The 26,764-nt window shown below is 71.5% G+C and carries 17 protein-coding genes and 1 tRNA gene; 14 read left to right on the plus strand and 4 right to left on the minus strand.

The features are described from left to right. The first annotated feature begins 205 nt into the window (after positions 1-205). Positions 206-278 (plus strand) — tRNA-Thr (locus ACFYOP_RS32420). A 67-nt stretch (positions 279-345) separates the two neighbouring features. Here ACFYOP_RS32420 and ACFYOP_RS32425 read toward each other — a convergent pair. Further along, positions 346-3,000 (minus strand): SpoIIE family protein phosphatase, encoded by a 2,655-nt coding sequence (locus ACFYOP_RS32425; protein WP_356899437.1) that lies wholly within the window; start codon positions 2,998-3,000, stop codon positions 346-348. Positions 3,001-3,268: 268 nt separating this feature from the next. On the opposite strand from ACFYOP_RS32425, the gene ACFYOP_RS32430 reads away from it, so the two are divergent. The 10 genes from ACFYOP_RS32430 to ACFYOP_RS32475 all read left to right on the plus strand — a co-directional run bounded on the left by ACFYOP_RS32430 (position 3,269) and on the right by ACFYOP_RS32475 (position 17,796). After that, positions 3,269-8,734, plus strand: coding sequence for a HAMP domain-containing protein (locus ACFYOP_RS32430; RefSeq protein WP_388453773.1), 5,466 nt, complete (start codon positions 3,269-3,271; stop codon positions 8,732-8,734). 274 nt (positions 8,735-9,008) lie between these two features. Continuing rightward, positions 9,009-9,692 (plus strand): response regulator, encoded by a 684-nt coding sequence (locus ACFYOP_RS32435; RefSeq protein WP_356899435.1) that lies wholly within the window; start codon positions 9,009-9,011, stop codon positions 9,690-9,692. Between the two features lie 128 nt (positions 9,693-9,820). After that, on the plus strand, positions 9,821-12,583 hold the full coding sequence (locus tag ACFYOP_RS32440; protein WP_356899434.1) for a DNA translocase FtsK: 2,763 nt from the start codon (positions 9,821-9,823) through the stop codon (positions 12,581-12,583). Between the two features lie 191 nt (positions 12,584-12,774). After that, positions 12,775-13,593, plus strand: coding sequence for a helix-turn-helix domain-containing protein (locus tag ACFYOP_RS32445; protein ID WP_356899433.1), 819 nt, complete (start codon positions 12,775-12,777; stop codon positions 13,591-13,593). A 74-nt stretch (positions 13,594-13,667) separates the two neighbouring features. After that, positions 13,668-15,164: a 30S ribosomal protein S12 methylthiotransferase RimO gene (rimO, locus tag ACFYOP_RS32450; RefSeq protein WP_356899431.1), complete on the plus strand. Its 1,497-nt coding sequence runs from the start codon at positions 13,668-13,670 to the stop codon at positions 15,162-15,164. Continuing rightward, positions 15,161-15,826: a CDP-diacylglycerol--glycerol-3-phosphate 3-phosphatidyltransferase gene (gene pgsA / locus ACFYOP_RS32455; protein ID WP_356899430.1), complete on the plus strand. Its 666-nt coding sequence runs from the start codon at positions 15,161-15,163 to the stop codon at positions 15,824-15,826. The genes rimO and pgsA overlap by 4 nt, the downstream gene beginning before the upstream one ends. Further along, positions 15,823-16,332: a CinA family protein gene (locus ACFYOP_RS32460; protein WP_356899429.1), complete on the plus strand. Its 510-nt coding sequence runs from the start codon at positions 15,823-15,825 to the stop codon at positions 16,330-16,332. The genes pgsA and ACFYOP_RS32460 overlap by 4 nt, the downstream gene beginning before the upstream one ends. A 109-nt stretch (positions 16,333-16,441) precedes the next feature. After that, positions 16,442-16,825, plus strand: a complete 384-nt coding sequence (locus ACFYOP_RS32465; RefSeq protein WP_356899428.1) for a helix-turn-helix transcriptional regulator — start codon at positions 16,442-16,444, stop codon at positions 16,823-16,825. Positions 16,826-16,987: 162 nt separating this feature from the next. After that, positions 16,988-17,458 carry a DNA starvation/stationary phase protection protein gene (locus ACFYOP_RS32470; protein WP_356899427.1) on the plus strand — a complete coding sequence of 157 codons (471 nt, stop codon included), beginning with the start codon at positions 16,988-16,990 and terminating at the stop codon, positions 17,456-17,458. A 101-nt stretch (positions 17,459-17,559) separates the two neighbouring features. Continuing rightward, on the plus strand, positions 17,560-17,796 hold the full coding sequence (locus ACFYOP_RS32475; protein WP_356899426.1) for a hypothetical protein: 237 nt from the start codon (positions 17,560-17,562) through the stop codon (positions 17,794-17,796). Between the two features lie 215 nt (positions 17,797-18,011). On the opposite strand, the gene ACFYOP_RS32480 is transcribed toward ACFYOP_RS32475, so the two are convergent. Further along, a complete protein-coding gene (locus ACFYOP_RS32480; RefSeq protein ID WP_356899425.1) occupies positions 18,012-18,830 on the minus strand; it encodes a DNA-formamidopyrimidine glycosylase family protein in 819 nt (272 codons plus the stop codon). Positions 18,831-18,885: 55 nt separating this feature from the next. Further along, positions 18,886-23,508, minus strand: a complete 4,623-nt coding sequence (locus ACFYOP_RS32485) for an ATP-dependent helicase (protein ID WP_356899424.1) — start codon at positions 23,506-23,508, stop codon at positions 18,886-18,888. Positions 23,509-23,610: 102 nt separating this feature from the next. Here ACFYOP_RS32485 and ACFYOP_RS32490 point away from each other — a divergent pair, with 102 nt between their 5' ends. The 3 genes from ACFYOP_RS32490 to ACFYOP_RS32500 all read left to right on the plus strand — a co-directional run bounded on the left by ACFYOP_RS32490 (position 23,611) and on the right by ACFYOP_RS32500 (position 25,764). Continuing rightward, positions 23,611-24,483: an AraC family transcriptional regulator gene (locus ACFYOP_RS32490; protein WP_356899423.1), complete on the plus strand. Its 873-nt coding sequence runs from the start codon at positions 23,611-23,613 to the stop codon at positions 24,481-24,483. Positions 24,484-24,694: 211 nt separating this feature from the next. Beyond that, the gene (locus ACFYOP_RS32495) at positions 24,695-25,459 is read left to right on the plus strand and encodes an AzlC family ABC transporter permease (protein ID WP_356899422.1); all 765 of its coding nucleotides are present in this window, start codon (positions 24,695-24,697) and stop codon (positions 25,457-25,459) included. Then, positions 25,456-25,764, plus strand: a complete 309-nt coding sequence (locus tag ACFYOP_RS32500) for an AzlD domain-containing protein (protein WP_356899421.1) — start codon at positions 25,456-25,458, stop codon at positions 25,762-25,764. Before ACFYOP_RS32495 ends, ACFYOP_RS32500 begins: the two co-directional genes overlap by 4 nt. Before the next feature lie 54 nt (positions 25,765-25,818). On the opposite strand, the gene ACFYOP_RS32505 is transcribed toward ACFYOP_RS32500, so the two are convergent. Beyond that, complete coding sequence (locus tag ACFYOP_RS32505) at positions 25,819-26,760, minus strand: hypothetical protein (RefSeq protein ID WP_356899420.1); 942 nt, start codon at positions 26,758-26,760, stop codon at positions 25,819-25,821. Positions 26,761-26,764 lie beyond the last annotated feature (4 nt).

Genomic DNA, 26,764 nt, shown 5'->3' on the forward strand with positions numbered 1-26,764 from the left:
CTGTGGGAGAGTAGGACGCCGCCGAACAATTATTGTGGGAAGGCCCCGCACCTCTGGTGCGGGGCTTTTCTGCGTTCCGGACCCATTCACGACCGATTCCGGACCGATTCCGGGCCCGTTCACGACGGATCCGACGGATTCGGCGGCCGGTTTTGAAGCATCCCCTGATCCGGGGTATGCTTTATCCCGTTGCCACGCGCAACAGGCCCCTATAGCTCAGTCGGTAGAGCGTCTCCATGGTAAGGAGAAGGTCAACGGTTCGATTCCGTTTGGGGGCTCGGACAAACAAGCTTCACCATGAAGAAGGCCCCCGCCTTTCGGCGGGGGCCTTCTTCATGTTCCGTCTCAGGTGTTGTGAGGCTCCGGGACCCGCATCGCCAGGATGGCCATGTCGTCCGACGCCGGCTCCGCCGCGAAGCGTTCCACGGCCCTCAGCACCCGTCCTGCGACCGCGCCGGCCGTCAGGCCGGTGCAGTGCGTCAGTACCTCGGTCAGGCCGTCGTCGCCCAACATGCGCGTTCCCTCGCGGCGTTCCGTGACGCCGTCCGTCACGCACAGGAGCACGTCGCCCGGGTCGAGCGTCACCATCTGCTCGTACAGCTCCAGGTCCTCCATGACGCCGAGGAGCGGCTGCGGCTCGGCGGCCGGCTCCACGGTGCCGTCCTGGCGGAGCCGCAGCGGCAGCGGGTGGCCGGCGCAGACGACCTTGAGGACCGCACTGCCGTCCTCCTGCGGCCACAGCTCCCCGTACAGGAGCGTGAGGAAGCGACTGCGGGCGCCCTCGTCGAGGATGGCCGCGTTCAGCCGCTCCAGGACCGCCGGGCCACCGAAGCCCTCACGGGCGAGCAGGCGCAGAGCGTGACGGGCCAGACCCGTGACCGCCGCGGCCTCGGGGCCCGTGCCGCAGACGTCGCCGATCGCGAAGCCGTACGCGCCGTCGCGGATGGGGAAGAGATCGTAGAAGTCGCCGCCGACCTCATTGCCCTCGCCCGCGGCGCGGTAGATGACCTCGACCTCGACGCCGGGGATCTGCGGCAGTTCGGGCGGCAGCAGGCTGCGCTGGAGGGACTGGCTGATCGCCATGCGCTCCGAGTAGAGGCGCGAGTTGTCCAGTGCGAGGGCCGCGCGCCGGGAGAGGTCCTCGGCGAGTTCGAGGATCTCCTGGCGGAAGTGGTCGTCGGACGGCTTGCCGAGGGTCAGCATCCCGATCACGCGGTTACGGGCGACCAGCGGCAGGACGACGGTCTCGCCGCCGACCGTGGCCGCCGTGGCGAGCGTCGTGCCGATGCCGGAGGAGACGGGCGGCGAGGAACTCAGGCCCAGTTCGCGCTTCGACGCGAGCAGCGCCGCCCGCTGGGCGGCCTCGCCGGGCGCGTTCCAGACCCGGGCGCCGGGCGTCGGCACCGGGTCGGGCGGGTCGATCCTCGACAGAAGGGCCTTGAGGCCGTCGATGCGCTCCTCGTCCTCGTGCAGCACATAACTGAGGTACGGCTCGGAGGACTGGTCGGCGATCGTGTAGACCGCGCACCAGGCGGCGAGCGTGGGGACCGTCATCTGTGCCATCAGCGCGAGCGTCTGGTCCCGGTCCAGCGTGCCGGCCAGCAGGTCGGAGGCCTCGACGAGGAACGACAGGGAGCCGCGGCGCAGCCGTTCCAGCTCGCCCAGCCGTGCCGATTCGACGGCCAGCGCGATGCGGTCCGCGGCGAACTGCAGGCGCAGCGCCTCCTCGTTGGAGTAGCGGCCGGCGGATTCGGCGGCCACGCCGAGGGAGCCTGTGAGCCGGCCCTCCACCTTCAGCGGCACCGTGACCACCGAGCGCATACCTGTGGAGTTGAGGAGCGGAACGGCCCCGGGGACGGCCGCGAGGTCCTCGTGGACCGCGGGCATCCGGGCGGAGCCGTAACGTCCCGCGCCGGCCTCCACCGGAACACGGGCGAAGCGCTGGCGGGCCGAGGGGAGTCCCGTCGTCGCCCGGACCTCCAGCTCCGTCTCGTCGTCGGTGGCCAGGAGCAGGAAGGCGGCGTCGCCGTCGAGCATGTCCCTGGCCCGTTCGACGGTGCGCTGGAGCAGGCCGTCGAGATCGTCGGGGGCGGGGGAGCCGATGAAGACCTCGAACGGGTCCGTGCTGCGGTGCTCAGAGCGGCTGTCGCCGCCGGGGGTCCGCTGGGGCGACTGAAGCACGGCACGCTCGTCGTCGCGCACCAGCAGGCAGACCGTGGACGGCTCGCCGTGCGCGTCGCGCACCCGCAGGTGGGAGGCGTAGACCGGGATCACCCGGCCGTCGCTGCCGCGGATGCCGTAGCTGCCCTCCCAGCGGGACAGCCGCAGAGCCTCGGCGATGCCCGTGCCGAGGCCGGGCGTGTGGGGCCAGGCGGCGAAGTCGGTGAGCGGCTTGCCGATGACCTGGTCCGCCGCGTATCCGAAGAGGTGCTCGGCGTCCTCGTTCCACACGGAGATCGTGCCGGTGCGGTCGATCTGGGTCACGGCGACCCGGACCCGGTCCTCGGTGACCGGCAGCATCGCGGTCGGTACGACCGGGCCGGCGGAGCGGGTGCCGACCGCCCGCTGCGGAAGGTCGAGTTGGAACCACACCGTCTTGCGCGTCGGCGTGTACTCCACGCCCCAGCGGGAGGCGAGCGCCGCACAGAGGAGCAGCCCGCGTCCGTTCTCGCTGTCGAGGTTCGCGATGGTGCGGCCGGCGCCCTGTATCGGCACCTCCCGCTCCGGGTAGCGGTCGGCGACCTCGACCCGGACGCCGTCCTCGGAACGCAGGCACAGCACGTCCGCGGAGGTTCCGGCGTGGATGACGGCGTTGGTGACGAGCTCACTGGTGAGCACCACCGCGTCGTCCACCACGTCGGAGTGTCCCCACCCCTGGAGGGTGTCGCGGACAAAGGCGCGGGCGGTCGCGACGGACCGCCCGACAGGGTCGAAGCTGGCAGCCGCCCGCGCGGTGATCACAGAACTCCTCGTACGCGTCTCGACGCCCGGCTCTGCCATGATCGGCCTGCCCCTCCCGGTGCCCGGTGGTAGTCGAGCACCACACCGCCCCCGCCGGGCGGACCGGGGCGGTTGGACAGCCGGATGCCAGGTTACTTACCTTCGCTGTCCGAGCGGATGCCGGTCACCGCTGTTTCCGCCCTCCGGGGGTGGGGACGCTATGCGAAGCTGCCGAACTGTTATCGCCTGGTTCCGGCATGGTGAAACACTGGGCAGGCTTCCTGAGACGGCCCAGGCAGTAACGGTCAACCCCTGCGGGAGGGACACGGTGGAGTCTGGCGTGACGGCGCGGACCAAAGATACGCGCGCGAAAGGCGGACGGTCCCGGAGCAATGGGACAACCGAGGTCGACACAGCAGCCCTGAACAGGCTGCTGGCCGCCCTTGTGACGATGCGCGACGGCAACTTCCGCCGCCGTCTGACGGTGTCGGGCGATGGCGTGATGTCCGAGATCGCGGCTGTCTTCAACGAGGTCGCCGACCGAAATCTCCACCTCACGGGTGAGATCGCCAGGGTCCGCAGGATGGTCGGCCGTGAGGGAAAACTCACGGAGCGGCTGGAGACGGGCGCCTGCGAAGGGTCGTGGGCGGCGGCTGTCGACGCCGCGAACGAACTGGTGGACGACCTGGCGCGGCCCGTGTCCGAGGTCGGGCGGGTGCTCTCCGCGGTCGCGGACGGTGATCTCGAGCAGCGCATGGAGCTGCGTTCGCCGGCCGTCGAAGGCCAGGACGGGGCGGCGGCGGTGCGCCCGCTGCGCGGCGAGTTCCTGAAGGTCGCGCGTACGGTCAACAGCCTGGTGGATCAGCTGTCGGCGTTCACCGACGAGGTGACCCGGGTCGCGCTCGAGGTGGGCACCGAGGGCAAACTCGGCGGCCAGGCGCAGGTGCGCGGTATGTCCGGTTCGTGGAAGGACCTCACGGATTCGGTCAACACCATGGCGTACCGGCTGACGGCGCAGGTGCGTGACATCGCTCTCGTCACGACGGCCGTCGCGAAGGGCGATCTGTCCCGCAAGGTCACCGTTCATGTGGCCGGCGAGATGCTGCAGCTGAAGGACACCGTCAACACGATGGTCGACCAGCTGTCGTCGTTCTCCTCCGAGGTGACCCGGGTGGCCCGGGAAGTGGGCACGGAGGGCGAGCTGGGCGGTCAGGCGACCGTGCCGGGCGTGGCCGGCGTGTGGAAGGACCTCACGGACTCGGTCAACACGATGGCCGGGAATCTCACCTCCCAGGTGCGCGGCATCGCCGAGGTGACGACGGCGGTGGCCAACGGCGACCTGTCGCAGAAGGTGACGGTCAACGCGCGGGGTGAGGTGGCCCAGCTCGCGGAGACCATCAACCAGATGACCGAGACGCTGCGGACGTTCGCGGACGAGGTCACCCGCGTGGCCAGCGAGGTCGGCGCGGAGGGCCTGCTCGGCGGGCAGGCGCAGGTGCCGGGTGCGGCGGGGACGTGGAAGGACCTCACCGATTCGGTGAACACGGCGTTCCGTAACCTCACGGGTCAGGTACGTGACATCGCGCAGGTGACGACGGCGGTGGCGAACGGTGATCTGTCGCAGAAGGTCACCGTCGATGTCGCGGGCGAGATGCTGGAGCTGAAGAACACCGTCAACACGATGGTGGCCCAGCTCCAGTCCTTCGGTTCCGAAGTGACACGGGTGGCCCGCGAGGTCGGAGTCGAGGGACGGCTCGGCGGCCAGGCGGAGGTGCCGGGTGCGGCGGGGACGTGGAAGGACCTCACCGATTCGGTGAACACGGCGTTCCGTAACCTCACGGGTCAGGTGCGTGACATCGCGCAGGTGACGACGGCGGTGGCGAACGGTGATCTGTCGCAGAAGGTCACCGTGGACGTCGCGGGCGAGATGCTGGAGCTGAAGAACACCGTCAACACGATGGTTGCGCAGCTCTCCTCGTTCGCCGACCAGGTCACGCGCATGGCGCGGGACGTGGGCACGGAAGGCCGGCTCGGCGGCCAGGCGCGGGTCGACGGCGTCAGCGGTACGTGGAAGGAACTGACGGATTCCGTCAACTTCATGGCCGGGAATCTCACCTCCCAGGTGCGTCAGATCGCGCAGGTGACGACGGCGGTGGCCCGCGGTGACCTGTCCCAGAAGATCGACGTGGACGCACGCGGCGAGATCCTCGAGCTCAAGAACACCATCAACACCATGGTCGACCAGCTCTCCGCGTTCGCGGAGCAGGTCACCAGGGTGGCCCGCGAGGTGGGCACGGACGGCCGGCTCGGCGGCCAGGCCCAGGTGCCGGGCGTGGCCGGTGTGTGGCGTGATCTGACGGACTCCGTGAACGGCATGGCCGGGAACCTCACGGCGCAGGTGCGCAACATCGCGCAGGTCGCGACGGCGGTGGCCCGCGGTGACCTGTCGCAGAAGATCGACGTGGACGCGCGGGGCGAGATCCTCGAGCTGAAGAACACCCTGAACACGATGGTCGACCAGCTGTCGAACTTCGCGGAGCAGGTGACCCGGGTGGCCCGCGAGGTGGGCACCGAGGGCATCCTCGGCGGCCAGGCGGAGGTCCAGGGTGTGTCCGGCACCTGGAAGGACCTCACCCAGTCCGTCAACTTCATGGCCAACAACCTCACCTCCCAGGTGCGCAACATCGCGGAGGTGACGACGGCCGTCGCCAAGGGCGACCTGTCGAAGAAGATCACCGTCGACGCGAAGGGCGAGATCCTGGAGCTGGTGACGACCGTCAACACGATGGTCGACCAGCTGTCCGACTTCGCGGACGAGGTGACCAGGGTCGCCCGCGAGGTCGGTACGGAAGGCGTACTGGGCGGCCAGGCACGGGTGCGCGGCGTCACCGGCATCTGGAAGGACCTCAGCGACAACGTCAACCTGATGGCGAACAACCTCACCAGTCAGGTGCGCAACATCTCGCGGGTCTCGGCGGCGGTCGCCAACGGAGACCTGACGAAGAAGGTGACGGTCGAGGCGCGCGGCGAGGTCGCGGAGCTCGCCGACACCGTCAACACGATGGTGCGGACGCTGTCGTCGTTCGCCGACGAGGTGACCAGGGTCGCCCGCGAGGTGGGCACCGACGGCCGGCTCGGCGGCCAGGCGCGGGTGCCGGGCGTCTCCGGCACCTGGAAGGACCTGACCGAGTCGGTGAACTCGATGGCGTCCAACCTGACCGGTCAGGTGCGCCAGATCGCCACCGTCACCACCGCGATCGCCAAGGGCGATCTCACTCGGAAGATCGACATCGACGCGCGGGGCGAGATCCTCGAGCTGAAGACCACCATCAACACCATGGTCGACCAGCTGTCCTCCTTTGCCGAGGAGGTGACCCGGGTGGCCCGCGAGGTGGGCACCGACGGGCAGCTGGGCGGTCAGGCGCGGGTGCGGGACGTCGACGGCACCTGGCGCGACCTCACGGAGTCGGTGAACGAGATGGCCGGGAATCTCACCCGGCAGGTGCGCGCCATCGCGGCGGTCGCGACCGCGGTGACCCGCGGTGATCTGAATCTGAAGATCGATGTGGACGCCGCCGGTGAGATCCAGGTGCTCCAGGACAACATCAACACGATGATCGCGAACCTCCGCGACACCACCCTCGCCAATGAGGAACAGGACTGGCTGAAGGGCAACCTGGCCCGTATCTCCGGTCTGATGCAGGGCCGCCGCGACCTGGAGGACGTCGCCTCGCTGATCATGAGCGAGCTCACTCCGGTCGTCTCGGCCCAGCACGGCGCCTTCTTCCTGGCCGTGCCCACGGGCGGCCCGGAGTCGGGCGGCGAGTCGTACGAGCTGTGCATGCGCGGCAGTTACGGCTACTCGGCGGGTCTGATGCCGACGTCGTTCCGTCCGGGGGAGACCCTGATCGGGACCGCGGCGGAGGAGAAGCGCACGATTCAGGTCAATGTGCCGCCGGGTTATCTGAAGATCTCGTCGGGGCTCGGCGAGGCCTCGCCGGCCTATGTGATCGTGCTGCCGGTGCTGTTCGAGGGGAAGGTCCTCGGTGTGATCGAGCTGGCGTCGTTCCAGCCGTTCACCCAGATCCAGCGCGACTTCCTGAACCAGATCGCCGAGATGATCGCGACGAGCGTCAACACGATCAGCGTCAACACCAAGACCGAGGTGCTGCTCAAGCAGTCGCAGGAGCTGACCGAGCAGCTGCGTGAGCGCTCCGCGGAGCTGGAGAACCGGCAGAAGGCGCTGCAGGAGTCCAACGCGGAGCTGGAGGAGAAGGCCGAGCTGCTGGCGCAGCAGAACCGCGACATCGAGGTGAAGAACACCGAGATCGAGGAGGCCCGGCAGGTGCTGGAGGAGCGTGCGGAACAGCTCGCGGTCTCCATGCGCTACAAGTCGGAGTTCCTGGCGAACATGTCGCACGAGCTGCGTACGCCGCTCAACTCCCTGCTCATCCTGGCGAAGCTGCTCGCGGACAACGCGGACGCCAACCTGTCCCCGAAGCAGGTGGAGTTCGCCGAGACGATCCACGGCGCGGGGTCCGATCTGCTGCAGCTGATCAACGACATCCTCGACCTGTCGAAGGTCGAGGCGGGCAAGATGGACGTCAGCCCGACCCGTATCGCGCTGGTGCAGCTGGTCGACTATGTCGAGGCGACGTTCCGGCCGCTGACGGCGGAGAAGGGGCTCGACTTCTCGGTCCGGGTCTCGCCGGAGCTGCCCGCGACGCTGCACACCGACGAGCAGCGGCTGCTCCAGGTGCTGCGCAACCTCCTGTCGAACGCGGTGAAGTTCACCGACAGCGGTGCGGTCGAGCTGGTGATCCGGCCGGCGGGCGCCGATGTGCCGCAGTCGATCCGGGAGCAGTTGCTGGAGGCGGGGTCGCTGCGGGACGCGGACGGGGACCTGATCGCCTTCTCGGTGACGGACACGGGCATCGGGATCGCGGCGGGCAAGATGCGGGTCATCTTCGAGGCGTTCAAGCAGGCGGACGGGACGACCAGCCGCAAGTACGGCGGCACGGGACTCGGCCTGTCGATCAGCCGGGAGATCGCGCGGCTGCTGGGCGGCGAGATCCATGCGGCGAGCGAGCCGGGGCGCGGTTCGACGTTCACCCTCTATCTGCCGCTGCAGCCGACCGAACTGCCCCCGCAGGGCTATCCGCAGCTGGTACCGGGCGTCGGGAGCGGCCTGGGCCTGGAGCGCGCCACGGAGGACGCCGGCGGCGCACAGGAGCCGCACCAGCCGGCCGCCGTTCCGGCGGGTCCCGCGGCCCTGCTGCGCCGGCGCCGGAAGGCGCAGGCGGCCCTGGAGGCCCAGCGGACCGCCGGGCAGCTCGGGGAGGCCCCGGGCCAGGAGCCGTGGGCGACAGCGGCCGCCGGTGAGCAGGAGGGCGCCGAGCAGCGGCGGGTGTTCGCCTTCGACGGTGAGAAGGTCCTGATCGTCGACGACGACATCCGCAACGTCTTCGCGCTCACCAGCGTGCTGGAGCAGCACGGCCTGTCGGTGCTCTACGCGGAGAACGGCCGGGAGGGCATCGAGGTCCTGGAGCAGCACGATGATGTGACGGTCGTACTGATGGACATCATGATGCCGGAGATGGACGGTTATGCGACGACGACGGCGATCCGCAGGATGCCGCAGTTCGCGGGGCTGCCGATCATCGCGCTCACGGCGAAGGCCATGAAGGGCGACAGGGAGAAGGCGATCGAGTCCGGCGCATCGGATTATGTGACGAAGCCGGTCGATCCCGACCATCTCCTCTCGGTGATGGAGCAGTGGATGCGCGACAAGTGAGTGTCGGGCGTGCGATTGTGCGCGAGTCGCTGATCGAATGTGGCCGAAGGCGTGTGGGACCGATGAGTTCGGGGAACTATCCGATCTCCCCCCACGTTTGCGGTACGTGCACAGTGACATCACGGTGACAGGGTGTGGCGACGGGCGGGGTGCGGCTACCATGACCGGCACAAGGACGGGCGGCGCAAGGGAGTCGTCCCCTGGGGCGGCGCCCGGTGCGTCCCCCGGCTCATCGAGCTGGGGAGACCCCATGCCGGGGCGAGGAGGACGGGGCATGGTGCAGAAGGCCAAGATCCTCCTGGTCGATGACAGGCCGGAGAATCTGCTTGCGCTGGAGGCCATCCTCTCCGCGCTCGATCAGACGCTGGTGCGGGCATCGTCAGGGGAGGAAGCGCTCAAGGCGCTGCTGACGGATGACTTCGCGGTCATTCTGCTGGACGTTCAGATGCCCGGGATGGACGGATTCGAGACCGCCGCGCACATCAAGCGCCGGGAGCGGACCAGGGACATCCCGATCATCTTCCTGACGGCGATCAACCACGGCCCGCACCACACCTTCCGCGGTTACGCGGCCGGTGCGGTGGACTACATCTCCAAGCCGTTCGACCCGTGGGTGCTGCGCGCCAAGGTGTCGGTCTTCGTCGAGCTCTACATGAAGAACTGCCAACTGCGCGAGCAGGCGGCGCTGCTGCGGCTCCAGCTCGAGGGCGGCAACCAGTCGGAAACCGGCGCCGGCCGCGAGCCCGCGGGTCTCCTCGCCGAGCTGTCCGCGCGTCTCGCCGCCGTCGAGGAGCAGGCGGAGGCGCTCTCCAAGCAGCTCGACGACGATTCGGCGGACGCCGCTGCCGTGGCGACGGCAGCCCACCTCGAGCGTAAACTCACCGGGCTGCGCAGGGCTCTTGACGCCCTGGAGCCCGGCACGGGCGGCGGCTCCCAGACACTCCCGTCGCAGAGCTAGGCGGGTGCGTCCGGGCGCCGGCCCGTGCTTGAGCATGCGTCAGTTTCCCGGCACATCGGCAACGACACGAACGGGTGAAGCAGTGGGCACACGTGTCCCCTGCCGTCTCCACCGGTAACCTCACCACCATGGCCTCACGTACGTCCGGCAAGGGTTCCCAGGGCACGGCGGGCACCGCGAAGCCGCGCGCCGGCCGTACGACCGGCGCCGCGAAGAAGGCGGCGCCGGCCAAGAAGGCCGCCGCCAAGAAGACGGCGCCTCCCAAGAAGGCGCCCGCGAAGAAGGCAGCGGCCAAGAAGGCGGCCCCGCCGAAACCCGCACCGTCCCCCACCGGTGGTGTGTACCGCCTGGCGCGCGCCCTCTGGCTGGGCCTCGCGCACGCCGTCGGGGCGATGTTCCGCGGCATAGGGCGCGGCGCCAAGGGACTGGATCCGGCACACCGCAAGGACGGCCTGGCGCTGCTGTTGCTCGGCCTGGCCCTGATCGTCGCGGCGGGCACCTGGTCGAATCTGCGCGGCCCGGTCGGCGACCTCGTCGAGATGCTGATCACCGGCGCCTTCGGCCGGCTCGACCTGCTCGCGCCGATACTGCTGGGCGCGGTCGCGGTGCGGCTGATCCTCTATCCCGAACGGCCGGAGGCCAATGGCCGTGTCGTCATCGGACTTTCCGCGCTCGTCATCGGCGTACTCGGCCAGGTCCACATCGCGTGCGGCTCGCCCGGCCGCGGCGAGGGCACCGAGGCGATCCAGGACGCGGGCGGACTCATCGGCTGGGTCGCGTCCAAGCCACTGATCTTCGCCATGGGCGAGGCGCTCGCGGTGCCGCTGCTGGTGCTGCTCACCGTCTTCGGTCTCCTCGTCGTCACCGCCACACCCGTCAACGCCGTCCCGCAGCGCCTGCGGCTGCTCGGCTCCAAGCTGGGCATCATCGAGCCCCGGCACGACGTCGACGCCGTGGCCGAGGACGACGACGAGCGGTACGAGGAGCAGTGGCGCGAGGCCCTGCCCGCCGCGCCGCGCCGCTCCGGACGCCGCGCGGCCCCCGTGGACGGCGGCCCGGACACCGCGGAGGAGGAGGCCCTCGCCCGGCGCCGCCGGCCGCGCCGGCCCTCCGTCCAGCCGGCCCTCGGCCGGGAGATGGACGCCGTGGACGTCGCCGCGGCCGCGGCGGCCGCCCTGGACGGAGCCGTGCTGAACGGCATGCCGCCCTCGCCGCTCGTCGCCGACCTGACGCGTGACGTCACCGCAGACCGCCAGCGCGCCGCCACGCCCGTGCCGACCGCGCGCGAGCCCGAGGCCGCGGACCGCGAGGAGCGGGTCCCGGCGGCGAAGGGCGCCGTGCCCGACCTGACCAAGCCGGTCCGCGAACAGCCCAAGGACCTGCCGCCCAGGGCCGAGCAGCTACAGCTCTCCGGCGACATCACCTACGCGCTGCCCTCGCTCGACCTGCTCGAGCGCGGTGGACCCGGCAAGACCCGCAGCGCCGCCAACGACGCGGTCGTCGCCTCGTTGACCACCGTGTTCACCGAGTTCAAGGTCGACGCGGCCGTCACCGGCTTCACCCGCGGCCCCACGGTCACCCGGTACGAGGTCGAGCTCGGCCCGGCGGTGAAGGTCGAGCGCATCACGGCCCTGACCAAGAACATCGCGTACGCGGTCGCCAGCCCGGACGTGCGGATCATCTCGCCGATCCCCGGCAAGTCCGCCGTCGGCATCGAGATCCCGAACACCGACCGCGAGATGGTCAACCTCGGCGACGTCCTGCGCCTCGCGGACGCCGCGGAGGACGACCACCCGATGCTGGTAGCGCTCGGCAAGGACGTCGAGGGCGGCTATGTGATGGCCAACCTGGCGAAGATGCCGCACGTCCTGGTCGCCGGCGCCACCGGCTCCGGCAAGTCGTCGTGCATCAACTGCCTGATCACCTCCGTGATGATAAGAGCGACACCGGAGGACGTCCGGATGGTGCTGGTCGACCCCAAGCGGGTCGAGCTCACCGCCTACGAGGGCATCCCGCACCTGATCACGCCGATCATCACCAACCCCAAGCGGGCCGCGGAGGCCCTGCAGTGGGTGGTGCGCGAGATGGACCTGCGCTACGACGACCTCGCCGCGTACGGCTACCGGCACATCGACGACTTCAACCAGGCGGTCCGCAACGGCAAGGTCAAGCCGCCCGAGGGCAGCGAGCGCGAGCTCCAGCCCTACCCGTACCTCCTGGTCATCGTCGACGAGCTGGCCGACCTCATGATGGTCGCGCCGCGTGACGTCGAGGACGCGATCGTGCGCATCACACAGCTGGCGCGCGCGGCGGGCATCCACCTGGTATTGGCGACGCAGCGGCCCTCGGTCGACGTCGTCACCGGCCTGATCAAGGCGAACGTGCCGTCCCGCCTGGCGTTCGCCACGTCGTCCCTCGCCGACAGCCGGGTCATCCTCGACCAGCCGGGAGCCGAGAAGCTGATCGGCAAGGGCGACGGCCTCTTCCTGCCGATGGGCGCCAACAAACCCACCCGTATGCAGGGCGCCTTCGTCACCGAGGAGGAGGTGGCCGTCGTCGTCCAGCACTGCAAGGACCAGATGGCCCCCGTCTTCCGGGACGACGTGGTGGTCGGCACCAAGCAGAAGAAGGAGATCGACGAGGACATCGGCGACGACCTCGATCTGCTCTGCCAGGCCGCCGAGCTGGTGGTCTCCACCCAGTTCGGCTCGACGTCGATGCTGCAGCGCAAGCTGCGCGTGGGCTTCGCGAAGGCGGGCCGGCTGATGGACCTGATGGAGTCGAGGAACATCGTCGGACCGAGCGAGGGGTCAAAGGCCCGTGACGTTCTCGTGAAACCGGACGAACTGGATGGAGTGCTCGCCGTGATTCGCGGAGAGACTCACTCGTAAGGGTTGTGGGAGCAACCGTTTCCCTTGGTCGTACGTCAAGTTGGAGGGAGGGATGTACAGATGTCCCGACCCCCCGGGATCACAGGTCCATTCCGATGGCGTACAAAGCCCCACGCCCGGTTGCCCCACCCTTTCGTACCACCCATAGACTGAACCTCCAGCAGGTGGCTACACGCTCGAAAGGCGCCCCCGTGTCCATCGGCAACTCCCCCGAAGACGACCGGCCTTCAATTGAGGACGACCGGCCTTCGATCGGCCACGTGCTTCAGCAGGCGCGTGTCGGCGCAGGCCTGACCGTCGACGAGGTCAGTACCTCCACCCGGGTGCGCATCCCCATCGTGCACGCCATCGAGGAGGACGACTTCTCCCGCTCCGGCGGCGACGTGTACGCCCGCGGGCACATCCGCATGATCGCCCACGCCGTAGGACTCGATCCCGAACCGCTCGTCGCGCAGTACGACGACGAGCACGGCGGCCGTCCCGCGCCGACCCCCGCCGCCCCGCTGTTCGAAGCCGAGCGCATCCGTCCCGAGCGGCGCCGCCCGAACTGGACGGCGGCCATGGTCGCCGCGATCGTCGCCGTGGTCGGCTTCGCCGGCTTCACCCTCTTCAGCGACGGCGAGACCGGCGGCGCCAACGTCGCCGAAGGCCCCGCGGACATCGAGCCCAGCCCGACAGAGGCCCCGACGACCAAGCCCTCCGATCCCAAGCCCGACCCGACCGAGAGCGCCATCGCGGCCGTCCCGAAGGACAAGGTCACGGTCAAGCTCTCCGCCACCAGTGACAAGAGCTGGATCTCCGCCAAGTCGCACAACGGCAAGCTGCTCTTCGACGGACTGCTGCTCAAGGGCGAGACCAAGACCTTCCAGGACGACGAGCGCGTCGACCTGATCCTCGGCAACGCCGGGGCGATCGAGCTGTTCGTGAACGGCAAGAAGGTCGAGGACGAATTCAAGATGGGCGGCGTCGAACGGCTCTCCTACACGAAGGGCGACCCGGAGGTCGGCTGACCCCCGCGGCGGCGTACGGACGGCCCCGACCCTCGCGGCCGGGGCCCGGGCCGGGACAAAGTAGTCTTGAGCCCATGCCCGAACGCCGTACCGTCGCCCTTGTCACTCTCGGATGCGCCCGTAACGAGGTGGACTCGGAGGAGCTTGCAGGCCGCTTGGCAGCGGACGGCTGGGAGCTCGTCGAGGACGCCTCCGACGCCGACGTCGCCGTGGTCAACACCTGCGGATTCGTCGAAGCCGCCAAGAAGGACTCCGTCGACGCCCTGCTCGAAGCCAATGACCTCAAGGATCACGGCAGAACCCAGGCCGTCGTGGCCGTGGGCTGCATGGCCGAGCGGTACGGCAAGGACCTCGCAGAGGCACTGCCCGAGGCGGACGGCGTGCTCGGCTTCGACGACTACGCCGACATCTCCGACCGCCTGCAGACCATCCTCAGCGGCGGCACGCACGCCGCCCACACCCCCCGCGACCGGCGCAAGCTGCTGCCGCTGAGCCCCGTCGAGCGGCAGGACGCCACCGATGTGGCCCTGCCCGGCCACGGAGACGCCGCGCCGGCGCCCGAGGACCTGCCGGAAGGCGTCGCCCCGGTGTCCGGGCCGCGTGCGCCGCTGCGCCGCCGCCTCGGCAGCAGCCCGGTGGCCTCCGTGAAGCTCGCCTCGGGCTGCGACCGGCGCTGCACGTTCTGCGCCATCCCGTCCTTCCGCGGCTCCTTCATCTCGCGCCGCCCGAGCGACGTGCTGGGGGAGACGCGCTGGCTGGCCGAGCAGGGCGTCAAGGAGGTCATGCTGGTCTCCGAGAACAACACCTCGTACGGCAAGGACCTCGGCGACATCCGCCTGCTGGAGACGCTGCTGCCCGAGCTGGCGGCCGTCGACGGCATCGAGCGGGTCAGGGTCAGCTATCTGCAGCCCGCCGAGATGCGTCCCGGCCTGATCGACGTCCTCACCTCCACGCCGAAGGTCGCGCCCTACTTCGACCTGTCGTTCCAGCACTCCGCGCCCGGCGTGCTGCGGGCCATGCGACGCTTCGGCGACACCGACCGGTTCCTCGAACTGCTGGAGACCATCCGGAACAAGGCCCCGCAGGCGGGTGTGCGCTCGAACTTCATCGTCGGCTTCCCCGGCGAGAGCGAGGCGGACTTCGCCGAGCTCGAACGCTTCCTCACGGCGGCGCGCCTGGATGCCATCGGCGTCTTCGGGTACAGCGACGAAGAGGGCACCGAAGCCGTCACCTACGACAACAAGCTGGACGCCGACGTCGTCGCGGAGCGCCTGGAGCATCTGTCGCGGATCGCCGACGAGCTCACCGCGCAGCGCGCGGAGGAGCGGCTGGGCGAGCGCCTCGAGGTGCTGGTGGAGTCCGTGGACGGCGAGGACGGCGCCGTGGGCCGCGCCGCCCACCAGGCGCCGGAGACCGACGGACAGGTCGTGTTCACCTCCGCCGAGGGTCTGGAACCCGGCCGTATGGTCGTGGCGAAGGTCGTGGGCACCGAGGGCGTCGACCTGGTGGCCGAGTACTGCGAGGTCCTGGGGGCCGGCCCCCGGACCCCTGACGAGGAGGCGGGCAGATGACCGGAGTGCCGGCATCCGCGGCGGGCGGGACCGGGAGGCCGGCGCCCGGCGGCAAGCTGGGCGCTGCGGCCGTGAATCAGGCCAGCCTGTGGAACATCGCCAACATCCTGACCATGGTGCGGCTCGTGCTGGTGCCGGCCTTCGTGCTGCTGCTGCTCCAGGACGGCGGCTACGACCCTGCCTGGCGGGCATGGGCCTGGGCGGCCTTCGCCGTCGCCATGATCACGGACATCTTCGACGGACACCTGGCCCGCACGTACAACCTGGTCACCGACTTCGGGAAGATCGCGGACCCGATCGCCGACAAGGCGATCATGGCGGCGGGCCTGATCAGCCTCTCCGCGCTCGGTGACCTCCCGTGGTGGGTGACCGGCATCATCCTCTTCCGTGAGCTCGGGATCACGCTCATGCGGTTCTGGGTGATCAGGCACGGAGTGATTCCGGCCAGTCGCGGCGGCAAGATGAAGACCCTCGCCCAGGGCACCGCGGTCGGCATGTACGTGCTCGCGCTGACCGGGCCGCTGGCGACCCTGCGGTTCTGGGTGATGGCCCTCGCCGTGGTCCTCACCGTCGTCACCGCCCTCGACTACGTGCGGCAGGCGATCGTGCTGAGGCGCCAGGGGATCGAGTCGGAACGGAAGGCGCCGGGTTCCCAGAGGTGACCGGAGCTGCGACGGTGCTGACCCTCCTTGCGGAGCGTGGCCAGACGCTGGCGGTCGCCGAGTCCCTCACGGGCGGTCTGGTGGCCGCGGAGCTCACCTCGGTGCCCGGTGCCTCGAAGTCCTTCCGTGGGTCCGTCACGGCTTACGCCACCACCCTCAAGAGGGATGTTCTGGGCGTCGACGCGGACCTCCTGGCGGCCCGGGGAGCGGTGGACCCGCAGGTCGCCGCGCAGATGGCGGCAGGGGTACGGGACGTACTGGGCGCGGACTGGGGAGTGGCCACCACGGGGGTCGCCGGGCCCGAACCGCAGGACGGACAGGCCGTCGGGACGGTATATGTGGCGGTCGCGGGTCCCGCGGGCACCGGGAAAGTGGCCGCATTGAGGTTGAACGGCGACCGCGGGGAAATCCGTAGAGAGAGCGTACGGAGCGTGCTCGGCCTGCTCCGTGACGAACTGCACGGGAACGCGCGCGCACAGGATACGGAACAGAACGGGGGGAATTGATGTTTGCAGCCCTGAGTGAACACGACATCGCTCCCCGCACGGCCGCGGCGCAAGGCGGTACGGTGGGGCGTGAAGGATGCGGCTACGCGGTCCGAGGAGGGAGCCACCGATGATTCTGCTCCGTCGCCTGCTTGGTGACGTGCTGCGTCGGCAGCGCCAGCGCCAGGGCCGTACTCTGCGCGAAGTCTCCTCGTCCGCCCGAGTTTCGCTCGGCTATCTATCCGAGGTGGAGCGGGGGCAGAAGGAGGCATCCTCCGAGCTGCTCTCCGCCATCTGCGACGCGCTTGACGTACGGATGTCCGAGCTCATGCGTGAAGTGAGCGACGAGCTGTCACTGGCCGAACTGGCCGAGTCGGCAGCGGCCGCCGAACCGGTGCCCGCGCCGGTACGCCCGATGCTGGGCTCCGTCTCCGTGACGTCGGTGGCAGGTGTGCCGACGGACCGGGTGACGATCAAGGCGCCCGCGGAAGCGGTCGACGTCGTCGCCGCCTGATCCGCAGGCACTGCACGATTCAGCACGGCTTGGTTTGCCTTGGGCCCCGGCCGGTACTCGAGTACCGGCCGGGGTCTTTTCCTTGTACTTCATCCCCCGGATGACCCTTTTGGGTAGTTGTGTAATCGTGGACGGTAGTCGCGAACCGAGTGGAGGACGTGCATGTCTGTCGTGAAGAGCACTCTGTCCGATGCGGACCTCAAGACCGTCGGGGAGGCGCTCAGGGGCGCTCTGGTCGATCTGGTGGATCTCGCGCTGGTCGCCAAGCAGGTGCACTGGAACGTGGTCGGTCCCCGCTTCAGGTCCGTGCACCTCCAGCTCGACGAGGTCGTCGACACGGCGCGGCAGCACTCCGACACGGTCGCCGAGCGCTGCTCCGCGATCGGTGTGACGCCGGACGGGCGGGCCGCGACGGTGGCGGCGCAGAGTGCGTTCGGCTCGGTGCCCGAGGGCTGGATCAAGGACGTCGACGTCGTACGGACGATGGTCGACGGCCTGGGAGCGGTCATCGGGCGGATGCGGGAGCGCATCGAGGTCACCGATCAGCCGGACCCCGTGAGCCAGGACATCCTGATCCAGCTCACGGCCGACCTCGAGAAGCACGCCTGGATGTTCCAGGCGGAGAGCGCATGACGCCGAGCGCGCAACCGGGGTCCGTGCGCGCCGGATCGCCCAACCGTGCGCCCTCCCAGCGGTCTGTCACGTCGCACTAGCGTGGGCCCGAGGAGGCAGCCATGGCGGTACGCGGGGCGGTCCTGGTGCCCGTCGTCCTGTTCGGGCTCGTGGTGGGCGGGCTGTGGTGGTGGGCCGTTCTGCGGCTCGTCCTGGTCCCGGAGCACTCGGGTGTCGTCGAAGGGGCGGTGGCCGCGGGAGGTTGGGGTCTGAGTCTGCTTCCGGTGCACGCGACGGTGGCCCGCGCTACCAGGGCTTCACGACGCCCCCGTTCGGACGGAATATCTGACCCGTCGTGAACGACGAGGCGTCACACGCCAGCCCGGCCGATGCCGCCGGCCGCGCCGGTGACGAAGGCGGTCCGGCCGGTGAGGTCGTACGCCGAGGGGACCATGGAGGGACCGTACGACCGGACCTGACGGAGCGTCAATCGGCGTGCGGTCGTGAGCGCTGTGGTCGTGAGCGCAGTGATTTGAGCGCTGAGGTCTTGAGTGCCGCGGTCTTGCTGCCGCGGTCAGCCGGGGTGCGGGCGGCCGGTGGGGCCGGACTGGCAGCGCGGGCACCAGTAGGTCGGCCGCTCCCGGCTGCCGTCCCCCTGGTCGGCCTTGCGCACGGGCGTGCCGCAGCGGGGGCAGGGGCGGCCCTCGCGGCCGTAGACGTACAGCTTCTGGGCCGGATGGCGGCCGCTGGTCATGGTGCGCCGGTCGAAGCGCCGCTTGTTGGCATCGAGCAGGCGCTGTGCGGTGGCCACCAGCCGCTCGGGCACCCCGGCGGGCAGTTCGCCGACCGGCAGCCAGGGCGTGACGCGGGCGAGGAACGCCAGTTCCGACTTGTAGACATTGCCGATGCCGGCGAGGTTGCGCTGGTCGAGGAGGGCCTCGCCGAGGGGACGGGCCGGGTCGGCGAGCAGGTTCGCCGCCGCTCTCGCGGGGTCCCAGTCGGGGCCGAGCAGGTCCGGTCCGAGATGGCCGACCGCCTGGTCCTCGTCGGCCGTGCGGAGCAGTTCGAGGACGGGGAGGCGGTAGCCGACGGCGGTGTGCGCGGCGTTGCCGAGGACCGCGCGGATCTGGTGGGCGGGCCCGCCGTCCCAGCGGGCACCGCTCTCGTACACCCGCCAGGAGCCGTCCATCCTCAGATGCGAGTGCAGGGTCAGGCCGCCCTCGAACCGGGTGAGGAGATGCTTGCCGCGCGGAGTCACGTCCAGGACGGTGCGGCCCGTCAGGTCCGACGTGGCGAAGCGGGGGACGCGAAGATCGAAACGGGTCAGGATCTGACCGGCCAGCGCCGCGTGCAGACGGTGGGCGGTCAGCCAGACGGTGTCTCCTTCGGGCATGGCATCCATGATGCCGCCACGGGGACAGCGGCGGCATCGAGGCGGTGCGCGCCGGTCACGGGCGCAGGCGCAGTCCCCTCGGCGTGGCGTGGAAACCGGCCGTCTCCAGGGCGCGGGCGAACGGTGCCGTCAGGGCCGGGGTCCCGTTGGCCCGCTCCACCGTGACCGTGCCCAGCGAGCCCTCCCGGGCCGCGGCGGCGAGGGCGCCGGCCGCCGCATGCAGCGCGGGCGAGTCCGGGTCGGTGGCCCACGCCAGCAGGGTCTTGCCGCCGCGCTCCATGTACAGCGTCAGCTCGCCGTCCACGAGGACCACGAGGGAGCCCGCCTTGCGGCCGGGCTTGTGCCCGGCGCCCTCCGGTGGCTCCGGCCAGGGCAGCGCGGCGCCGTACGCGTTGGCCGGGTCGGCGGCCGCCAGCACCACCGCGCGGGGCGCCCCGCCCTCCGAGCGGTCCCGTGCCGTGGACGCCGCGCGCAGGCGGTCGACCGCGCCGTCCATCGCGAACTGTGCCGCCCCCAGCCCCTCGACGACGTAACCCCGGCGCGCCTGGCCGCTGTCCTCGAACGCCGAGAGGATGCGGTACGTCGCGGAGAAGCCGCCCTCGACGCCCTCCGCCGCGACCGCGCCCCGCGTCACCACGCCGTGGCGGTCCAGCAGGGTCCGGGCCAGCGCGTGCGCCCGGTGCGTCGGCTCCGGTTCCGGTGCGGGCAGCAGCGACCAGCGGCCGCTCACCGTCGGCGGGCCCGTGCGGGAGGCCGGGCGGGCCGCGGCCGTGAGACCGCCGTACCGGCCGCGGGGGACGGTGCGCCTGGCGCGATGGGCGGTGGACCCCGCCGTACGGCCCGAGCCGAGCAGGGCGCGCAGCGGTGCCAGGGTGTCGTTGGTGAGCCGGCCGGACCAGGCGAGGTCCCACACGGCGTCCGCCAGCTGCGGATCGGTGACGTCCGGGTGCGTGGTCGCCCGCACCTGGTCGGCGATCTGGCGGAAGAACAGGCCGTAGCCGCCGGAGAGGGCGGTGAGCACCGATTCGTGCAGCGCCGTCAGCTCCAGCGGGTGCGGGGGCGGCAGCAGCAGGGGCGCGGCATCGGCCAGATACAGGGAGACCCAGCCGTCCTTGCCGGGCAGGGCGCCGGCGCCGGCCCACACCACCTCACCGGTCGTGGTCAGTTCGTCGAGCAGGGCGCCACTGTAGTGCGCGACGCGGGACGGCAGGATCAGCTTCTCCAGGGCCGAGGCCGGCACCGAGGCGCCCTGGAGCTGCTCGACGGCGCGGGCCAGGCCGTCGATGCCGCGCAGGCTGTTGCTGCCCAGGTGCTGCCACTCGGGCAGGAACGAGGCGAGCGCGGCGGGCGGCACGGGCTCCAGCTCGTGGCGGAGCGCGGCCAGGGAACGCCTGCGCAGGCGGCGCAGCACGCCCGCGTCGCACCACTCCTGGCCGATGCCCGCCGGATGGAACTCGCCCTGCACGACCCGGCCGCTCGCGGCGAGCCGCTGCAGACCGCCGTCGGTGACCGCCGTGCCGAGTCCGAAGCGGGCGGCGGCCTGGGCGGAGGTGAACGGGCCGTGCGTCCGCGCGAACCGGGCGAGGAGGTCGCCGAACGGGTCCTTCACCGGCTCCGTGAACGCCTCCGGGACGCCCACGGGCAGCGCCGTGCCCAGCGCGTCGCGCAGCCGTCCCGCGTCCTCGACCGCCGCCCAGTGGTCGGCGCCCGCGATGCGGACCCGGATGGCGCGGCGAGCCGCGGCGAGCTCCTGGGGCCAGGCCGGATCACCGCCCCGCTCGACGAGCTCGGCGTCCGTCAGCGGCCCCAGTACGCGCAGCAGGTCGGCCACGCCCTCGACGTCCTTGATCCGCCGGTCTTCGGTCAGCCACTGCAGCTCCCGCTCCAGCTCGGTGAGCACCTCCGCGTCCAGCAGCTCCCTCAGCTCCGCCTGGCCGAGCAGCTCGGACAGCAGGCGGGAGTCCAGGGACAGGGCGGCCGCCCGCCGCTCGGCGAGCGGGGAGTCGCCCTCGTAGAGGAACTGGGCGACATAGCCGAACAGCAGCGAGCGGGCGAAGGGGGACGGCTCGGGGGTGGTGACCTCGACGAGGCGCACGCGGCGCGATTCGATGTCCCCCATCAGCTCGGTGAGGCCGGGGACGTCGAAGACGTCCTGGAGGCATTCGCGGACCGCCTCCAGGACGATCGGGAACGAGCCGAACTCGCTCGCGACCTGCAGCAGTTGGGCCGCCCGCTGGCGCTGCTGCCACAGCGGCGTGCGTTTGCCGGGACTGCGCCGCGGCAGCAGCAGCGCGCGGGCGGCGCACTCACGGAACCGGGCGGCGAACAGGGCGGAGCCGCCGACCTGGTCGGTCACGATCTGGTTGATCTCGCCCTTGTCGAAGACGGCGTCCGCGGCGCCGACCGGAGCCTGCTCGCTGTCGAACGGCGCATCGAGCGGGGTCGGGTCCTGGTCGAGCAGGTCCAGCCCCATCAGGTCGGCGTCGGGCAGCCGCAGCACGATGCCGTCGTCGGCGTGCATCACCTGGGCGTCCATGCCGTACCGCTCGGCGAGACGGGCGCCCAGCGCGAGTGCCCACGGCGCGTGCACCTGGGCGCCGAACGGGGAGTGGATCACGACCCGCCAGTCGCCCAGTTCGTCGCGGAAGCGCTCCACCAGGATCGTCCGGTCGTCGGGCACATGGCCGCAGGCCCGGCGCTGCTCGTCCAGATAGGCCAGCACATTGTCCGCCGCCCAGGCGTCCAGACCGGCGGCGAGCAGACGCAGCCGGCCGTCCTCGGCCGACAGGCCGCCGACCTCGCGCAGGAACGCGCCGACCGCGCGACCGAGCTCCAGGGGGCGGCCCAGCTGGTCGCCCTTCCAGAAGGGGAGCCGCCCGGGGACACCGGGGGCCGGGGACACCAGCACCCGGTCGCGGGTGATGTCCTCGATCCGCCACGAGGTGGTGCCCAGGGTGAACACATCGCCCACCCGTGACTCGTAGACCATCTCCTCGTCGAGCTCTCCGACCCGGCCGCCGCCCTTCTTGGGGTCGGCTCCGGCGAGGAAGACACCGAAGAGGCCGCGGTCCGGGATGGTGCCGCCGGAGGTGACGGCGAGGCGCTGCGCCCCGGGCCGGCCCGTGACCGTGCCCGCCACCCGGTCCCACACCACGCGCGGACGCAGCTCGGCGAACGCGTCGGACGGATAGCGGCCGGCCAGCATGTCGAGGACGGCGGTGAACGCGGACTCGGGCAGCGAGGCGAACGGCGCGGCCCGGCGCACCAGCGTCAGCAGGTCGTCGAACTGCCAGCTGTCCAGGGAGACCATCGCGACCAGCTGCTGGGCGAGCACGTCGAGCGGGTTGGACGGGATGCGCAGCGACTCGATGGAGCCCGTACGCATCCGCTCGGTGACCACCGCCGCCTGCACCAGGTCGCCCCGGTACTTGGGGAAGACGACGCCCGTCGAGACCGCGCCCACCTGGTGCCCCGCGCGGCCCACCCGCTGCAGGCCGGAGGCGACGGACGGCGGGGACTCGACCTGCACGACCAGGTCCACCGCGCCCATGTCGATGCCCAGTTCGAGGCTGGAGGTGGCGACGACCGCGGGCAGCCGGCCCGCCTTCAGATCCTCCTCGACGAGAGCCCGCTGCTCCTTGGAGACCGAGCCGTGGTGGGCGCGGGCGAGCAGCGGCGGGGCGCCCTGCGCCGCGCCGGACTGCGCCATGATCTCGGCCGGCGACGTGTCCTGCGGCATGGGGGCGCCGGTGGCCCGCTCGTACGCGATCTCGTTGAGGCGGTTGCACAGCCGCTCGGCCAGGCGGCGGGAGTTGGCGAAGACGATCGTGGAGCGGTGGGCCTGGACGAGGTCGGCGATGCGCTCCTCGACATGCGGCCAGATCGACGGCTTCTCCGCGACCCCGCCGCCGGCGTCGGACGCGGGGGAGCCGCCGAGCTCGCCCAGGTCCTCCACCGGGACGACCACCGAGAGGTCGAACTCCTTGCCCGACGGCGGCTGGACGATCTCGACCCGGCGCTGCGGCGACAGGTAGCGGGCCACCTCGTCCACCGGGCGGACCGTCGCCGACAGGCCGATCCTGCGGGCGGGGCGGGGCAGCAGCTCGTCCAGGCGCTCCAGGGACACGGCGAGGTGCGCGCCCCTCTTGGTGCCCGCGACGGCGTGGACCTCGTCGAGGATCACCGTCTCGACGCCCGACAGCGCGTCCCTGGCGGCCGAGGTGAGCATCAGGAACAGGGACTCGGGGGTGGTGATCAGGATGTCCGGCGGCCTGGTGACCAGCGAGCGCCGTTCCGCGGCGGGGGTGTCGCCCGAGCGGATGCCGACCCGCACCTCGGGCTCGGGCAGGCCCAGCCGCACCGACTCCTGTCGGATGCCGGTGAGCGGGCTGCGGAGATTGCGCTCCACGTCCACCGCGAGGGCCTTCAGCGGTGACACGTACAGCACGCGGCAGCGCTTCCTCGCCTCCGCCGGCGGGGGTGCGGACGCCAGACGGTCGAGAGAGGCCAGGAACGCGGCCAGCGTCTTGCCCGAGCCCGTCGGAGCCACCACCAGCACGTCCGAGCCCTCGCCGATGGCCTTCCACGCCCCCTCCTGGGCCGCGGTGGGCGCGTGGAAGGCCCCCGAGAACCAACCGCGGGTCGCGGGGGAGAAGGAGTCGAGCGCAGTCCGAGCCATGCCCACCATCGTGCACCCGACCACTGACAACGCGGGTCGGCGGCGTGTCCAGGGCGCGGACGCCCGCGTCGTGCCCGGTGGGGGCGGGAGCAGAATGGCTGTATGGAGAAGGATCCGGCGCCGGACACGAAGGGCGAGTGGGCGCGGCACTGGCAGTACCCGGGTGTGCCCGGCCTCGACCTGCTGCAGGCGCGCTATGTGCGCCATTCCTTCCCCCGGCACAGCCACGAGGGGTTCGTTTTCGGCGCCGTCCGGCGCGGCATCGAGGACGTGTTTCTGCCCGAGGGGACCGTACGGGCCAGACCCGGCACCGTCGTCATGATCAACCCGGAGGTGCCGCACTCCGCCAGGGCCGGGGTCCCCGAGGGCTGGGTGTACTCCACCCTCTACCCGTCCTCGGAGCTCGTCGCCACGATCGCGGAGGAGACGACGAGCCTGCGCGGCACGGCCGGATTCGCCGAGACGATCGTCGAGGACCCGCACACCGCCCGGCTCGTGCACGAGGTGCACCGCGCGGCGGAGGCGGGCAACGCCCTCGCCGCGGACAGCGCCCTGCGCATCACCGTCGCCACCCTGCTGCGCCGCCACGGGCGCTCCCTTCCGGTCCGTACGCCTCCGGCCGCCGGCGCCCGGACCGCGGCGTCCGCGAAGCAGCTCCTGGAGGAGCGGATGGCGGACCCGCCGTCCCTGGAGGAGCTCGCGCAGCGGCTCGGCGTCGGCCCCTTCGCGCTGCTGCGCGCCTTCAAGGCCGCCTACGGGCTGCCGCCGCACACCTGGCTCACGGACGCGCGCGTGCGGCGCGCCCGCCGTCTCCTCGACGCCGGCACGACCCCGGCAGAGGCGGCCGTCGCGGTCGGGTTCACCGACCAGCCGCACCTGAACCGTCACTTCACCCGGATCGTCGGCGTGCCGCCCGGGGCGTACCGGCGGGAGCGCGCAAGAACGTACAAGACCGCAGGCGGGAGCCCTGCGTAACGTCCCTGGCGTGGCAGAACAGGCAGCTCGATCAGACATGGCCGCCGGGGAGGTCCCCGGGGGCGCGGCGCCGTCCGTGATACTCGCGGCGCCCGTTCCCGGGCCCCCGCCGGAGCCCGGTGACGCGTCCGCGGCGCCCCGGCAGCGGACCGGGCCCGGCGACGGACCGTCCGGGGGCGCCCCGGGCGGGCGCGGGGCCGACGACGGCTCGATGAGGGAGGCGGACGCGGCGCAGCCGACCGGGAAGCCGGACTCGGCCGTCGTCAGAGACGCACTCGGCGTCGGCACAGCCGTCGGCCTGTCCGGCTTCGCCTTCGGCGTGACCTCGGCCGGGGCCGGCCTGACCCTCCTGCAGACCTGCGCGCTCAGCCTGCTCGTGTTCACCGGCGCGTCGCAGTTCGCTCTCGTCGGTGCGATCGCCGCCGGGGGCAATCCGCTCGCCGCCGTGGCCGGCGCCTTCTTCCTCGGGGTGCGCAACGCCTTCTACGGGCTGCGGCTGTCGCAGCTGCTCGCCCTGCCCCGCCTCGTGCGGCCGCTGGCCGCGCACTGGGTCATCGACGAGACCACCGCCGTCGCCCTCGCGCAGCCCACGCGACGCAGCGTACGGATCGGCTTCACCGTCACCGGCGTGACGCTCTACGTGCTGTGGAACCTGACCACGCTCCTCGGCGCGCTCGGCGCCGAAGCCCTCGGCGACACGAACGCCTGGGGCCTGGACGCGGCCGGCCCGGCGGTCTTCCTGGCACTGCTCGCGCCGATGCTGCGCACGGCCACGGAGCGGGCCGTGGGCGCGCTCGCGGTGCTGCTCGGGCTCGGCTTCCTGCCCGTGCTGCCCGCCGGGGTGCCGGTGCTCGTCGCGGCGCTCGCCGCCCCCGCGGTGCTGTGGCTCAAGGGGCGCGCGATCGCTGAGGGCGCCGGCGGGACGCGGCGTACGAACGGGAGGCGTCGTACGAACAGGAAGGACCGGAACCGGTGAGCATCTGGATCGCGATCGCCGCCACGGCGGTCGGCTGCTACCTCGTCAAGCTGGCCGGGCTGCTGGTCCCGGCCGGCACGCTCGAGCGGCCTCTCGTGCGGCGCCTGGCGGCCCTGCTGCCGGTCGCCCTGCTGGCGGCGCTGACCGCGCAGCAGACCTTCAGCACCGGCCAGTCGCTGGTCCTCGACGCCCGGGCCGCCGGGCTCGCCGCGGCCGCCGTGGCGCTGCTGCTGCGCGCGCCCTTCCTGGTGATCGTGGGGGCCGCCGTGGCCGTGACGGCGGGGGTGCGGGCGCTGGGCGGCTGAACGGGCCGGCCGGCCGTCTCCTGGGAGGAGGCGTTCGGCGGACCGGCAGCGGTGTCACCCGATGGGGTGGCCGTGCGCCTGGAGGGTCCGCAGTGCCTCGATCGTCACGATCGGCCGGGACTCCAGAGCGGTGCCGGGCGCCCATTCCCGCCAGGTGATGGGCCACCCGCCGTCCTCGCGCTGCTCAGCCGCGAGGTGCTGCAGGGAACGGGCCATCTCCTCGTCGGTGAACCAGCGGCGGGCCAGCGACTCCGGCGTGCGGGCGTAGTCGTGCGCGAAGTGGTGCTCGCCCGGCGCGTATCCGGCGGCCACGGGCTGGCCGTCGAGGTGCTCCGGGTCCAGGGCGACGAGCCGCTGCTCGCGCACGATCCGGCCGAGCCGGTCCGCCGCGGCCTGCGCGCGGGGCCGGTCCGGCGCGCCGTCGAGGAAGGCGATCGCCGCCTCGATCTCGTACGGGTGCGACTTCTCGATCGCGTCCACCGCGGACCAGCAGAAGTCGGTGGCCCGGAACAGCCACGCGTGCCAGACCTCGTTGCGGTGCAGCAGACCGACCACCGGGCCCGTCGCGAGCAGCTCGCTCGGCGGGTCGTCGAGGATCGGCAGGAACGGAGCCGCCGGGTAGTCCCGCTGAGAGGGGTGAACGGCCGGCAGCGCGCCCTCTTTGGTCGACACGTCCGTGAGGTAGCGGCACATCCGCTCCACCCGCAGCCCGCCGCAGCGGCCGATGGAGTCGAGCACGCGCAGTGCGTGCCCCGTGTGCAGGGGCTGACTGACCGGGCCGCGCAGGTCCGGTTCGAGGGCGTGACCGTAACCCCCGTCCTCGTTGAGGTAGGCGGTCAGCGCCGTTTCCACCGCGTCGGAGCTGCCGCCGAGGAAGTGATAGGCGAACCGCCGCTGCTCGAGCACCCGGGCCGTCAGCCAGATGAAGCGCTCGGCGCACTCCAGTGCCGACGCGGACGCGGGGGAGGGGTCAGGGGTTGCTCCGATTCCAGCCATGTTC

This window comes from Streptomyces sp. NPDC006294 (assembly GCF_042870895.1).
In the GTDB taxonomy this organism is placed as follows: Bacteria; Actinomycetota; Actinomycetes; order Streptomycetales; family Streptomycetaceae; genus Streptomyces.

What these genes read in the sequence shown, in the direction of transcription:
- ACFYOP_RS32425 (WP_356899437.1), bottom strand. Translation starts at nt 3,000, where the DNA reads ATGGCAGAGCCGGGCGTCGAGACGCGTACGAGGAGTTCTGTGATCACC.
- ACFYOP_RS32435 (WP_356899435.1), top strand. Translation starts at nt 9,009, where the DNA reads ATGGTGCAGAAGGCCAAGATCCTCCTGGTCGATGACAGGCCGGAGAAT.
- ACFYOP_RS32440 (WP_356899434.1), top strand. Translation starts at nt 9,821, where the DNA reads ATGGCCTCACGTACGTCCGGCAAGGGTTCCCAGGGCACGGCGGGCACC.
- rimO (WP_356899431.1), top strand. Translation starts at nt 13,668, where the DNA reads ATGCCCGAACGCCGTACCGTCGCCCTTGTCACTCTCGGATGCGCCCGT.
- pgsA (WP_356899430.1), top strand. Translation starts at nt 15,161, where the DNA reads ATGACCGGAGTGCCGGCATCCGCGGCGGGCGGGACCGGGAGGCCGGCG.
- ACFYOP_RS32465 (WP_356899428.1), top strand. Translation starts at nt 16,442, where the DNA reads ATGATTCTGCTCCGTCGCCTGCTTGGTGACGTGCTGCGTCGGCAGCGC.
- ACFYOP_RS32470 (WP_356899427.1), top strand. Translation starts at nt 16,988, where the DNA reads ATGTCTGTCGTGAAGAGCACTCTGTCCGATGCGGACCTCAAGACCGTC.
- ACFYOP_RS32475 (WP_356899426.1), top strand. Translation starts at nt 17,560, where the DNA reads ATGGCGGTACGCGGGGCGGTCCTGGTGCCCGTCGTCCTGTTCGGGCTC.
- ACFYOP_RS32480 (WP_356899425.1), bottom strand. Translation starts at nt 18,830, where the DNA reads ATGCCCGAAGGAGACACCGTCTGGCTGACCGCCCACCGTCTGCACGCG.
- ACFYOP_RS32485 (WP_356899424.1), bottom strand. Translation starts at nt 23,508, where the DNA reads ATGGCTCGGACTGCGCTCGACTCCTTCTCCCCCGCGACCCGCGGTTGG.
- ACFYOP_RS32490 (WP_356899423.1), top strand. Translation starts at nt 23,611, where the DNA reads ATGGAGAAGGATCCGGCGCCGGACACGAAGGGCGAGTGGGCGCGGCAC.
- ACFYOP_RS32495 (WP_356899422.1), top strand. Translation starts at nt 24,695, where the DNA reads ATGAGGGAGGCGGACGCGGCGCAGCCGACCGGGAAGCCGGACTCGGCC.
- ACFYOP_RS32505 (WP_356899420.1), bottom strand. Translation starts at nt 26,760, where the DNA reads ATGGCTGGAATCGGAGCAACCCCTGACCCCTCCCCCGCGTCCGCGTCG.